At 65.6% G+C, this 12,156-nt stretch carries 13 protein-coding genes and 1 pseudogene; 8 read left to right on the top strand and 6 right to left on the bottom strand.

Features of this window, described 5'->3' with window-relative positions:
- Positions 1-59: 59 nt before the first annotated feature.
- Positions 60-572 (bottom strand): hypothetical protein, encoded by a 513-nt coding sequence (locus tag ACFU5O_RS37105; RefSeq protein ID WP_384247364.1) that lies wholly within the window; start codon positions 570-572, stop codon positions 60-62.
- A gap of 254 nt (positions 573-826) precedes the next feature.
- Between ACFU5O_RS37105 and ACFU5O_RS37100 the strand changes: the two genes are divergently transcribed.
- From ACFU5O_RS37100 to ACFU5O_RS37080, 5 genes are all read left to right on the top strand, one after another.
- The gene (locus tag ACFU5O_RS37100) at positions 827-1,237 is read left to right on the top strand and encodes a hypothetical protein (RefSeq protein ID WP_384247361.1); all 411 of its coding nucleotides are present in this window, start codon (positions 827-829) and stop codon (positions 1,235-1,237) included.
- 669 nt (positions 1,238-1,906) lie between these two features.
- A complete protein-coding gene (locus ACFU5O_RS37095; protein ID WP_384247358.1) occupies positions 1,907-2,296 on the top strand; it encodes a WYL domain-containing protein in 390 nt (129 codons plus the stop codon).
- Positions 2,297-2,415: 119 nt separating this feature from the next.
- Complete coding sequence (locus tag ACFU5O_RS37090; RefSeq protein ID WP_384247355.1) at positions 2,416-2,778, top strand: hypothetical protein; 363 nt, start codon at positions 2,416-2,418, stop codon at positions 2,776-2,778.
- Between the two features lie 560 nt (positions 2,779-3,338).
- The gene (locus tag ACFU5O_RS37085; RefSeq protein ID WP_384247353.1) at positions 3,339-3,827 is read left to right on the top strand and encodes a hypothetical protein; all 489 of its coding nucleotides are present in this window, start codon (positions 3,339-3,341) and stop codon (positions 3,825-3,827) included.
- 47 nt (positions 3,828-3,874) lie between these two features.
- The gene (locus ACFU5O_RS37080) at positions 3,875-5,677 is read left to right on the top strand and encodes a hypothetical protein (RefSeq protein ID WP_384247351.1); all 1,803 of its coding nucleotides are present in this window, start codon (positions 3,875-3,877) and stop codon (positions 5,675-5,677) included.
- Positions 5,678-5,692: 15 nt separating this feature from the next.
- Here ACFU5O_RS37080 and ACFU5O_RS37075 read toward each other — a convergent pair whose 3' ends face one another.
- From ACFU5O_RS37075 to ACFU5O_RS37065, 3 genes are read right to left on the bottom strand one after another with little or no spacing between them, the layout of a single operon-like run.
- Positions 5,693-8,197, bottom strand: coding sequence for a hypothetical protein (locus ACFU5O_RS37075; RefSeq protein ID WP_384247348.1), 2,505 nt, complete (start codon positions 8,195-8,197; stop codon positions 5,693-5,695).
- A 7-nt stretch (positions 8,198-8,204) separates the two neighbouring features.
- On the bottom strand, positions 8,205-8,534 hold the full coding sequence (locus tag ACFU5O_RS37070) for a helix-turn-helix domain-containing protein (protein WP_384247346.1): 330 nt from the start codon (positions 8,532-8,534) through the stop codon (positions 8,205-8,207).
- A 9-nt stretch (positions 8,535-8,543) separates the two neighbouring features.
- The gene (locus ACFU5O_RS37065; RefSeq protein WP_384247343.1) at positions 8,544-8,705 is read right to left on the bottom strand and encodes a hypothetical protein; all 162 of its coding nucleotides are present in this window, start codon (positions 8,703-8,705) and stop codon (positions 8,544-8,546) included.
- 95 nt (positions 8,706-8,800) lie between these two features.
- On the opposite strand from ACFU5O_RS37065, the gene ACFU5O_RS37060 reads away from it, so the two are divergent.
- Both ACFU5O_RS37060 and ACFU5O_RS37055 read left to right on the top strand, forming a co-directional pair.
- A complete protein-coding gene (locus tag ACFU5O_RS37060) occupies positions 8,801-9,346 on the top strand; it encodes a hypothetical protein (RefSeq protein WP_384247367.1) in 546 nt (181 codons plus the stop codon).
- 73 nt (positions 9,347-9,419) lie between these two features.
- Positions 9,420-10,550 (top strand): annotated as a pseudogene (locus ACFU5O_RS37055) (helicase associated domain-containing protein); the annotation flags it as partial.
- Between the two features lie 2 nt (positions 10,551-10,552).
- Here ACFU5O_RS37055 and ACFU5O_RS37050 read toward each other — a convergent pair.
- On the bottom strand, positions 10,553-10,930 hold the full coding sequence (locus tag ACFU5O_RS37050) for an abortive infection family protein (RefSeq protein ID WP_384247340.1): 378 nt from the start codon (positions 10,928-10,930) through the stop codon (positions 10,553-10,555).
- Between the two features lie 70 nt (positions 10,931-11,000).
- Between ACFU5O_RS37050 and ACFU5O_RS37045 the strand changes: the two genes are divergently transcribed.
- The gene (locus tag ACFU5O_RS37045) at positions 11,001-11,384 is read left to right on the top strand and encodes a hypothetical protein (protein ID WP_384247337.1); all 384 of its coding nucleotides are present in this window, start codon (positions 11,001-11,003) and stop codon (positions 11,382-11,384) included.
- Positions 11,385-11,491: 107 nt separating this feature from the next.
- Here the strand turns inward: ACFU5O_RS37045 and ACFU5O_RS37040 are convergent.
- Positions 11,492-12,156: transposase (locus tag ACFU5O_RS37040; protein ID WP_384247335.1), on the bottom strand; the 665-nt coding region annotated here is incomplete at its 5' end.

Here is a 12,156-nt window from a genome sequence, read left to right as displayed (position 1 = left end):
AATCCACACCAGGCCAGAAGGCCCTCACCCATTTCAAGATCCCTCAGCCGAGACCTGCCTCACCCGTCCACAACCTCCCGGGACAGAACACCTAGGGCGTTGCGGCACTTGGCGAGGTCTTCGGCGCCCTGGATGCTGGAGCCCGCGAGGTCGTTTACGTAAAGGTCGATCAGGGCGGAGCGCGGGTCGATGTCGACGACGGCCCTCTTGGTGGCCTCGGTCAGCTCACCCTGGAGGCGGCCATCCCTGAAGTGCTTGATGAATGCGCCGTGTGCCGAGCCGTCCGTGAGCAGCAGGGTGTGAAGGGCGTCGCGCAGCAGGGTGCGTAGGCAGGCGTCGATGCCGGCCGCGGTGAAAACGATGGCGGCGCGCGCCTGGTCGCGGTGTGTCTCGGAGATCGCGCCGCGCATGTCGTCCTGGCTGGCGCGCAGGTCGTTGAGCGTGGTGAACAGACCGGAGACGACTGCGTGGGTGGCTACCAAGCGGGACCAGCTTCGCTGGATCTCGAGGCCGCCGCCACGGGGCTTGTGGGGCAGGGCGGTGAGTTCCACGCGGGTCAGCTTGGACAACATCTCTCCTCATTGGTGTTCCCGCGCGGTGCCCGGGCTGGCGTGCTCGGGGATCTACGGCCTTCTCTCCTCGAAGTATGCGGTCTGTACTCCCGAAGCTACGGAGTCTTCGTCCTAGAACGCGCCGGGTGACAGGCTCCTCGACCGGCCGATCAGGGGGAGCAGCGCAGCCCCGACTTGTCGAGTGAATCGATCGGCGAGTCTGTGCACCACAGGTGTTGCACCGGCTATGGTAGTCTCGACCGCTTCTGAGCTGCGTGAACTTGAACCGCACGCTCGCGGCGCCCCGGAGAATCTGCGGAGACTTCGACTGCTCCGGCGCCGACATCGAACGCGACTGGGTCGCCCGCACCAGCTGCTGGTCGAAGGTCGAGCGCATCGTCCTCACCTACGAACAGACTCAGGCCTACGAACTTCCCGCGGCCGCGGGCAAACGGGACGACCCCCGCTGGCCGGCCTTCGCGCGACGGTACGGCTTCGACGTCGACCGGCCCGTCCAGTGGGAGGTCGAAGCCCTCGAACCGGCCGAGCTCCGGCGCCTGGTCCTCGAAGCGGTGGAGTCCCACATCGACCGCTCCCAGCTCGCCCGGCAGCTCGCCGAAGAGCAGCGCCAGCGCCGGCAGCTGGCCGACTTCCTGCGCCAGTTCGACGGCTCGGGCGGTCCGTGAGGTCTGGGCAAGCCTGCCGGCGGCGCCCTCGAAGAGGGTTGCACCCACAGTTGTCTGCACAGTTGTCTGCACAGGCGGACCCAAAGTTGCGCCGGAGGTACTACCGGAGGTGTGAACCCCCCTTTCGTGATCTTGGGCGTATTGCCTGGTCAGACCCCCTGGGCAAGCCCATTTCCTACGCCGACACCTCTTTCTCCGCGATAGTCGGAGGAAGAGGCTTTCTGTTCTGACGGCCCGGCGCGGCCTGCTCGCTCTGTCGTCCCTCCTCTCGTCCCTCCTCGGCTCCCGCATCACGTCGGCGCCTCGTCCGCCGGCCCCGACTTCCTGCCCCGGCTCCGCTCTTCCGCCGTGCCAGGCTCGCCAACGCGCGGCGAGCCAAGCGGCACAACGGGCGCGCTCGTAGCGCTCTCCTGCCACACTGAATGCGCCCCGCCGCCTCCCCCGTCGGCGGGGTTCTTGCGTATCTGGCCGCCGCTCATCCCGCGCTGCTGGCAGAACGCGAAACGGCCCCGCCGGTGGGCGGGGCCGTTTCGTCGGGCCGACTCAGTGTGCGTCCCAGTCGATGCGGCGGCGCTGGGGGCGGGGCGGCTCGCTGCCGGTGCGTAGCGCCCGCTTGAGCGCCGCACGTCGGCCAACACCGAAGACACACCACGTCGCTGGGAGATCCCGATGTTCAACACGATGAAGCGCACCGCCCGTCAGACCTCCACCCGCACCCTGGCCGACCTGATCCGCGCGATGGACGGCAAGCGGGCCGTGACCATCACCTACATCGACAGCGACGGCGAAGAGTCGGTGCGCACCATCGAGATACACGACATCCGCACCATCAGCAAGGGCCGCATCATCATCCGGGCCATGTGCCGGATGCGCGGTGAGATGCGCACCTTCCACCCCGAGCAGATCCTCTCCTACACGATCCACCGGATGCGCTTCGTGCTGGACGCCCCGGCAGGCGAGACCCGCTTCACCCACGCCGCGCAGACCGAGGACGAGCTGATCTCCCTGGAGATGGACCGCGATTACCCGGACCTGAAGCCGCTGGTGCTGGCCGCGTAGGCCGCGCGGGCCCGCCCCCCTGCGCGGGCCCACCGCCCCGGCCCACCCCTTCAGCACTGCGCGGCGGCGCGGAGCGCACCTCCCGCGCCGCCGCTCCCCGAACTCCCGGAGTCACGCGCATGTCCGTCCACGCCCCGGCGTCCCAGCTCGCCCCCGCTCGCACCGCTCCCGCGACACCTGCCACGTTCCACCCCAGGCGCCCCACCGTCCTGTCCTACGGACTGGGCGCCGACAGTACGGCCATCCTGCTGATGTTCCTGGCCGATCCGGCCGCGCACGGCCCGGAGCCGGACCTGTCGGACCTGGTCGTCGTTCACGCCATCACCGGGGATGAGTTTGTCGACTCACTCGACTACGTCAATATCGGTAAGCCGAGCTATCAGAACCTGTGCAATGCCCCGCCGACCAGCGCGCGCTGCGCACATGGCCCAACCGTTCGCTGGACTCGACGGTGGGCGATGCGCCCGCCGATCCGCCGATAGTCGCAGCGAGCGTTTCGCGATCACCTGCCCGACGTCGGCCTGCCCTGCGGATGTTCCACCTCCGCTGAAACAACAACACCCACAACTCGTCTGGCACCGACCGCTCAACCAAATCCGTCGTGCACGATTCAACTAACGACCACACCAAAAGAAGCGGTGCTCAAGCCGTGCAGGTTTCCGTGAGGCGGTCGATCCACAGTGCGCTGAACGTTTGTTCGGCATTTTGATGACTTCGCTCGGTGGCAGGGTGAGCTTCTTACTGCCCAGCGGTGCACGCTGTCGCTGCAGAGCTCTTGCCAGGCTCTGCCTGGGTTGCAACACTAAGGCGCGAGATTCGGTTTAGGGGGATAAAGCGGATGGACCTTCGGAGGCAAAGCTTCCGCATAATCGTGGAGCAGTGCGATTCATGCGCTCAACGGCATGTGCTGGTAGGTCACTACGAATATCGTCCGTCAGTCATCTACTACGGAGGGACTTCCGCAGAGATAGGGGCGGCGTATCGACTTGATGTTACATGCCCCACGAATGACACCCGTTTCATTCTCACTGTGAGAATTCCAGTGGCTGACGGTGTGGTGATCGATTCCGCTTCAGCACAGCTGCAGCAAGAGGAGGAAAATCCTCCACAAGGGGATGCAATGATGCTTCCGGGGCCGGATGATGCCGCACCTGGATGGGTGGCTGATGAATTACTAAGCTCACGTAAACAGTCTGCTGCGACGCTTAGGGCTTTCGCGAGCACCATGCTGCCCACTTCTTTGGCCGCTATCGGCGTACATTTCTCCATTCTGAAGTATCTCGGTGCAGAGACTCGCTCCGATTTCATCAGTGGATTGGCGGCAGGGCCTGCCGTACTACTGCTTGCAGCGGCGGCAGCGTTTGCTTGGGTGTTACGTCCGGAACAGGGGGCTCCCGTGACAGCGGCAGAATTTCGTGATTTCCGTGAGCAACGCCTGGCGCGCATGTTTCGCTGGTGCAGCATAGGATTTGGTGTCGTACTTGGCGCTACCGTGGCGGATATTGCGCTCTTCAGTTGGATGCTACGGTGACTCGCCACTTCGGAGGGTCGGGTCAGTGGCCGACCGAGGATTGGCCAATGCTCCAGGGGTCGAACGATAAGCAGCGCATGTTAATGATGTTGTGGTGGTTCGCCGACCGGATAGAACTCGCCCAGCACGCTCGACAGATCCATCAGACGCGTGAGGCAGGCGGGTCTATTGATGAAGAAACGGATGCCTCCCTCGTGAGATGCTTTGCTGAGATGACTGCGGCATTCGAACGACACGGCCCTGCTGCAGCTGACTTCACTCGAGGTCGCACTCTGCGCGAGCTTTGGCAGGCTTATGTGCTTCTGTATCGAGCCCCGGCAATTCTCGTCACAACGTCCGAGGAGGCGTCTGCCGAGGGATTTGTGGTCGCCACGTCGTTGCCCGGACTGACACTTCTCCGCTGGCTGTCTCGGGCCCCGGAGCATGGTCCGCGACTGCTGGGCATCTGGGTCGGTGAACGAGGTCTGATGGTGATGCACGGCGGGGTGACTTCAGACGGAAGGGTGATGCTTCGGGACCCCCTCGATTGCTCGGATGTCATTGGCCGCGCGTTCACAGCGGCCGGCATCGCATGCGAGCAGTATCCAGAGCACGGGCTTGTTATTGTCGATCACCGAGAGCTTGCGCCAGCTCTGCATGGTGCCGTTATCCCGTCAAGTGAATTGCCGGAATACGAGTACAAGCCCATAGGTGCCCGCCTTGGGCCCATTAGCTATGGACAGCTGTCACCAGATATCTACGATCCTCAAATTTTGCGATTCGAGACCCTGACCGGTGCTCCTCCCGAGTGTGCCTGGTATGCACAGTATGAGATGGTACACATTTCTCATGCCCTTGTTAATCGAGACTTGCTTGCGAATGACCCAGTTCAGCGCGTCCCTTATCGCACTCGAGTGTCTGGCGAGAGCCTGATTACTCTGCTCTTTGCCTCCCTTTCGGTGTCTCCAGGAATTCCGCTATTTGTGGATACCGGCGAAGGCGGGCACTGCGTAACTGCCATCCAGGCAGTAAGGGGCTCTTCCTCCGTTGTGTTTCTCGACTCTTGGCCTGGCCGGTCGTTGTTGGCGGAGGAAAATAATCGAGTGGACGTAGCCGCCAACCCCGTGCACGGCGGGCGTTGGTCGGTTACAGGTGCCGAATTGCACCGATGCCTGCAATTGATCTTTGTGCCGTCTGTGGTATGGAGCATTATTCGTGGGCAGGAATACTATCGGACTGTCGACGAATTGTTGCAGGAACTAATTGAGCGGCGAAGGCCTTTGTGGGAAGTGGTGCGGCGAGAAAGGGGCGAGCCATTCGTTAGGTCCTTTGTCCCAATCATGAACCCGGGCAGAGCATCCGTGCACCTTACTTGCGCACCCGATGATGGAATACTTGAAATGTTGGTAGAGATTGATGCCACCTGGCTGAATTCCGAGGATGGCATCAGCCTCTTCTGCGATTTATTGCAGTACGCCATCCCGCGTCCTGACTTTCGTGAGGCGAAGCAGGTGATCGAAGCATTGCGGAAGCTTCCCGCCGGTTTGGAGCCCATGATGCAACTCATTAGATCCGGTCCAGTTCACCTCACCGATCAGTGGCAGAGTCTGGTGAATACCCTTCACGGATCACAGACCTATGGGCGGCTGGTCCTGCCTCTGTCCCGAATCGAAGTCGACGTGCTAACGACGCGTGGTAAGAAGTTCGCTAGGGCGATCGAGCTTCGTGTAACTCGCGCTGACTATGTGAGGGAGCCTCTGCTCTTTAAGGACCTGCGGAATGGATATCAGATGACCGAGGAACGGCGTCTGCTGGTTGAGAAGGTAGCTAACGACCGTCTGTTCGCAGATTGGGCAAACAGCAGCGAGTAGTGAAGTCCGACTATACTATTGGGACTTGCAGAATGTCTTGCGGCGGGAGAGCTCAGCGGCATAGTCAGCTCGTGTGGAGCCAGCCTCCTTGGGCCACTTCTCGGCCCGGTTGATGTGCAGTCCAAGGAGGCGGCTGACAACCACGGCGGGGAGCTCCATGAGCGTGGTGTTGCGGGCGGGCCGTGCCTTGATGCCCAGGGCGGTGAGCTTGCGCATGAGCTGTCGGCTGCTGATCGGTTGTCCGCCGACCGTGCCCGCGAAGAGCCAGGGGTGATCGTCACTGCGTCCGAGGGTGGAGTAGCCGTGCCGCTGGTGGACGAGCTCCAACACGAGGGAGTCCAGCGGGGGCGGCAGGTCGGTCGGGTGTGACCCGAGCGTGAGTGCAACCCCGCTCTCGGTGCAGGTGACCTGGTCTAGCCGGATCCGGGAGGTCCGACTCAGAGGCTGGGCGAACAGCAAGAGAAGAAGCCCTGCGACGCGGGTAGCGGTGTCGATCCCGTCTCCCTTCACGAGTCGGCGGACGTGGGCCCATCGTTGATCTTGCTCGATGAGGACCATTGCCGCGTCCTTGGGCGGGATCGGGATCAGGATGCTGTGAGCGTGGCGGTTTCGTACTGACCAGACCAGGAAGGTCCGGGCGAGGTAGCGGACCCAGATGTCGGTGGCCAGCCAGTCGTCGATGTCGTGCTGGGTGCAGGTGCCCAGGCTCGTGCTGCGGGCCCGGAGCCATTCGATCAGCTGGATTGCGGCCTTGACCTCACGGCGGACGACCACCACCTGGTGCAGCGTGACGGGCCGTTTCTCGGCGTCTCGCCGGAGCCGCCGCAAGTGGTGCCAGGTGGCGAAGCCGCGGACGACCTGGCGCTCGCTGGGGTCCTCGATTCGGGCGACGGCCCGGGGCAGCCAGCGCTCAAGTTCGGCGAGGCGCTCGTCCCGAGCCGGAAGAACACCGTCGGCAGCCAGGGCCGCCCGCAAGTGCCGGACCGCTTTGACCGGGTGCTGAAGGCCGTCGAGGAGGTCGTGCGTCACGGGCGCCTTCTCGGCGGCGAGAGCGGCCAGCAGACGCTGCGGAACGGGTTCACGAAGCCAGTAGAGAAGAGAGAGGGGATCGCCCCGATGCAAGCATTGGAACACCGGTTCCAGGTTCGGCCGGACGATGCCGTCTGGCCCACCAAGCAGGCCGGTCAACTGCCGGTCGAGAGCGCACGAGGTGCAAAGCCCGTGGTGATAGAGCCGTTCGAGAACACCACACTGGACGCAGTGGCGTCTGGCGATGGGGTGCTTGTCGTAGCAAACCCGGCAGAGTGCTTCCCCGTTCGGGCCGCGTCCGGTGAGCGGCTTGGACTTGCCGCATATGTGGCAGGGCACCGGAACCCGAATGCAGCTGTGGCAGAGAGGCCTGCCGTCGGGAAGCCGGGCTTTCACCGGCCGTTCGTTGCCGCAGCGGGAGCATGTCTGGGGCGGCCGCATCCTGTTGGAACACGCCTCGCAGCGGGGCGTCTCGCTCTGGGCGAAGTAGCAGGGCCGGGTCCGGCCGCAGTCCGCGCAGACGGCTGTCGGCGGCCGGAAGCATCGTCCGCAGAGTCGCTGGTCACCGTTACGGCGAACGCTGGTGCAGGGCTCGTGGTTGACCGGGTCGGCTCGGGTGCAGGGGTGACATAGCGGCTGGTCGTCGACCGTCCTGGTAGCGACCGGCTTGGTTCGCCCGCAGCGCGAGCAGGGCAGGAGGCGGAACTTCTCGTAGCAGGCGCGGCAGGCGCGCTGGCAGTCCAGGACGTGGCGAAGCTTGCGGTCGGTGCCGCAGAACGGGCAGGCCGGCAGCACAATGTTCCGGGCGCCGCGGGCCAGGAGGTCTTCGATCAGGAGGATGAGCTTGTGCGGCCCGTGGGCACCCTCGCCGGTCAGCAAGCGGGGGTTTTCCTCCAGGGCCAAGGCAAGCTGACGCTGGTGGGCGGGCAGCTGACAGGTTGCCCGGACCGCGTCGGCCACCTCATCCCGGGCGAGGCCGGGGTCGACTGCGGCAGCGTGGTCGCAGACGATGTCGACGGGGTCCTGGTTGCCGGTGTCGAAGTGAAGGACGCAGCGGGGCCGGCCGAGGTGGTCGTGGTTGGCGACGTGCGCGGTCCGGCCGCAGATGACGCACGGGTTCGCAGCCGCGGCCTGCTTCATTTGGCAGTAGGCACAGATCCGCTGGTCACCGTCGAGATTGGGCAGGCGGTGCTGTTTGCCGCAGTGGGCGCATCGGGGCAGCACGACCCGTGTGGCGCCGACCGCCTGCAGGGCCCGTACGAGTTTCTGGATAGTGACGGGTCCCTCGGGGCGGCCGGACGTCAGCAGTTCGGGGTCCCGGCTGAGGGCCTCGGCCAGTTTGCGGTGATGGGACTTCATCTTGGCCGTCGAGGCGATGGCCTCGGCGACCGCGGCCGGGGAGAGCTCGGGTTCGATAGCCAGGACGACCTCGGCGATCAACGCGGTCGGCTCGGTGAGGAACCGGGGAGGCTGGTCGTGCTGCTGAGTCACGCGGGGCCTACTCCTTCACGACGGGGGCCCGCGTAGGCCGGAGGCCGCCGAGTCCGCCGTGGGTGCCGGAGGCGCCCCCGGCCGCCTTGCGGCGCTGGGCGGCGACGGCGACCGGCTCGATCAGCTCTTCCATCGAGCACCCGAGGATGTCGAGCAGGGCCATGAGTGTCTTCAGGCTCAGCCGCTCGGGCCTCTCCACCACGAGCCGGTAAGTCTGGCTGGGGGACAAGTCGATGCCCCGCTCGGCCAGCAGTGGCCGTAGGTCGGTGGTGGAGAACATGCCGCGGGTCGCCATGACCTCGCGCAGGTGCCAGCGGTAGTCCAGCTTTGCCGTCATGTCGTATCCCTACTGGTCAGCGGTGAGTGCACGGTCCAGGACCTTCCGCATCATCGTGTTCATGAAGTCCCCGCTGACCCCGGTGTATATGGCGGTCGTGGAGGCATAGAGATGTCCGACCTGTTCCTGGATGAACTTCGGGTCGGCTCCGTCCTCGATGTTGTGGGTCACATACGTCGGCGGCAGGTCCGCTGACCTTCTCCCCGCCGGCCAGCCGGTCGCTGGCCTCCGCCAACGAGTCCGCCAAGCCCTGGGCGGTCGAGTCTGTGGAGGACTACCTCCTCAACCTCCGCCCCCGTTACCGCGCGAGCGACCGGCCAGCCCTCTGGCTGACCGAGCGGGGCGGCCGGCTCCAGCCCCGGGAGATCGAGGACCGGTTCGCCGAATACCGCGACGCCCTGGGCATGGGCGAGGATCTCACTCCGCACTGCCTGAGGCATTCCTGCTTGCACAGCGTCCAGTGCTCGTGTGCCTGCACGACCTCGGCCGTCTTGCGCAGGTCCTCCCACAGCTGGTCGTACGTCTCGGCGTCGGCCGCGTCCCAGCCGGTTGTCGCCGGACGCCCACGACGGTGTCACCGCTCCGGCTCCATGGGCCATCCGTCATCCGCCTCACGAGACCAGGGAAGCCGGGCCTGGTGGGACCTGGCACGTGTCTTCGCCAAGGACTTCGACACAGGCGTACGCCACAACCTGGCCCACACCCTCACCGAACTCCCCACAGACGAACGCACCAAATACCGGGACGTCACCGAACAACTCCGCACAGACAACAGCGCACGCGTCCGCCAAGCCGCCGCCCAAATCCCGTGAGCTCGGCACCGGCACCGCAACACTCTCGGCACGGCAAACAGACCAAACACACCGACCGGATACTCAGCTCCAGATAGAGGGCCTGCGCTCGCACGATGAGCGCCTGGTCGAACAGCTCGCCTCCCGCGCCCTCACCAGCGGCAAACGCAAAATCCACCTCCAGCGCGATGAGGACGGGAGGATCGTCGGGGCCGGCGGTGAGGGCGATAGCGAGGGCCAGGAGCAGGGCGGCACCGACGCCGCTGCTGAGTCCGCCCTGCTGCACTTCTCCAGCCCGCGCGACGCGGTGACGATCACGGCGTTCCTGCAGACCCGGGTCTACCGGCCGGAATCGCTGGTGTGGCTCGAGGGCTACCAGGCCCTGCTCCGCTGGCGTGCGGAGAACCAGATCACCGGCGTCCACGCCGTCCCGTACGACACCGAGGTCGAGGTCGGCGTCACGAAGGGCTTCCCCCTCGGACGGTGGGTGCACCAACAGCGCAAAGCACTGCGGGCCGGAGAGCTGGAGGAACGGCGCAAGGCCTCTTGGACACGCCCGAGGCCGGGATGGCCTGGGAGCCGGGCGAAGAAGCCTGGGAGGCCAAGCTCGCAGTGCTGCGGTCGTACCGGCGGGCCACCGGACACCTCGCCCGCGTCAGGACGCGGTGTGGGGCGAAGGCGAGACGATGGTGCCCGTCGGACAGCACATGGCCAACCGCCGCAGGAGAGGCGGCCTCGGGAAGGACCCGAAGCGTGCGGCCAAGCGCGCGCAACAGCTCACCGACATCGACACGGACTGGAACTGCCCCTGGCCACTCGACTGGCAACGCCACCACCGCGTCCTCACCGACCTCGCCGAGGACGAACCCGACGGCAGCCTCCCTACATCCAACCCGGCGTGCTCTTCGAAGGAGACGACCTCGGACGCTGGCTCCAGCGGCAGAAGAATTCCTGGACGCAGCTGTCCAGCGAACAGCAGGAACGGCTGACCACGCTCGGCGTACAGCCCAACCAGGCGCCCTCTCCCGCCCCAGCGGCAGCGCCCGCGACAAGGGGGCAGGGCAAGGCGCAGCAGGCCTTCCAGCGCGGCCTGGCAGCCCTCACGCAGTGGGTGGAACGGGAAGGGAAACTGGGCGTATGGGTCTCCAACACCCGCGCAAGGCGCGACAAGCTCGCCCAAGACCAGCTCGACGCACTACGGAAACTCGGCGTGGAGTGGGCCTAACGCTATCGAGGACGAGGCGGGAGTTTCCCTCGCTCAATGCGATCCTGCCAAGTGTCGAGTACGAACTCCGTCACGGTCACGGTGCTGTTCAAAGCTAGTCGGGCGTGGCGGAGTGCTGGGCTCGGTGCGGGGCGCCCGTGGCCCAGTCCGAGCTGGTTACGCAGTTCGGCTAGGCCCTGCACTGTCGTGGTGAGGGTGCGCAGGATCTTGACCACTGTGGCACTGGCCTTGGCGTGGTCGGCTACGGCATCGGCGTTCAGGCCCAGCAGCGTCGTTACGCGCTTGAACAGCGGTGGCAGGTCTTCTCCGGGCGGGAACTCGATGTTCTGGTGCTCCAGAATGATCTTGCAGAGGCTTTCGACTAGTGCCGCGTCAGGCAACGTTCGCCCCGTCTCGTGGGGTGGGGCAGCGACAGGCGCCTGTTGAATACATCCCGCGTAGTCTCGCGGGGTGCATTCTCATCTGAGCTTCGAGAACCCTCCTGCGCTGCCTCACGCGGTGGTGGTTGAGACGTTGGAGCGGGCTCTTCGCGACCGCTCCGCAGAGGGCGAGGCGGCGGGAGTTCTGGTCGGGGCCGCGTTGAACGACGACGACGCGGACTTCGTCGAGTTCTGGTGCGTAAAGGTCGGGACGCGGGCTGTGCCGGGGAGTCCGCTGCTGGGACTGGCCGGCCTGTGCCTGGGACACACCGCTCGACGCTTCGGCCGTCTCAGCGATGAAGCCCTGGCGCTGGCGCAGTCGCTGGCGGCGCGGGCTGAGGCGGACCTGACGGACGTGGACGGCCGCGCCGTCGACGGCTATGACGACGTGCGGAGCTTCCTGCACCTGTGGTGACGCCGCCTGCCGCAGCAGGTCAGGCGGCGTTCGTCCTGCTCACGAGGGCTTGGAGGCGCTTGTCGGCGGCGTTCTTGTTCCGCCAGACATCCGATGCGGTTGATCTGTCAAGCGGCCTCAGCGGCCTCGGGTGCCTTGGGGGTGAGGAAGGCGATTGCCTCGTCGTAGCCGGTGCGGACGGTGAGGCAGTGGTGCAGGCAGCCGAGCATGCGGTTGAAGAGGTTTCTCTGGGCTGCAGTGTGCCGGTCGGCGGCCTCTCTGCGACGGTCGTAGTGGGCTCGGGCGCCGGGTGAGGCGGTCAGGGCGGCGAAGGCCCAGACGTAGCCGACGGCGGCCAGACGCTGGTTCTTGACCCGGCGTGCCATGACCGCCACGCTCTTGCCGGATGCTCGGGTGACCGGTGCGGCCCCGGCGAAGGCCTTCAGGCCCTTGGCGTTGGTGAATCGGGATCGGTCGTCACCGATCTCGGCGAGCACCCGGGCGCCGGTGAGTGACCCGAGCCCTGGAAAGCTGGTGATGATCCGCGCGTCCGGGTGCTGCTCAAAAGACTCCACCGCCGCCTGCGCGAGGTCGTCCGCGCTGATGCAGGCGATCTCGAGTTTCCGTACCAGTGTGATGGTCTGGCGGCCCATCGCGTCTTCCACCAGCGGCAGTTGCCGCATATGCGGCTGTCGAAAGATCTCGTGCAGCCGTTCAGTCTCCGCGTCGATGCCGCGCTGGCGGCCGGCCTTCTTCAGTAACGCCCGCAGCTGGGCGCGGGTGAGCTTGGCAG

It is taken from the genome of Streptomyces sp. NPDC057445, from assembly GCF_042802855.1.
Lineage (GTDB): Bacteria > Actinomycetota > Actinomycetes > Streptomycetales > Streptomycetaceae > Streptomyces.
The sequence above is the reverse complement of the archived record's forward strand: the minus strand, read 5'-3'. Positions and strand labels throughout refer to the sequence as shown.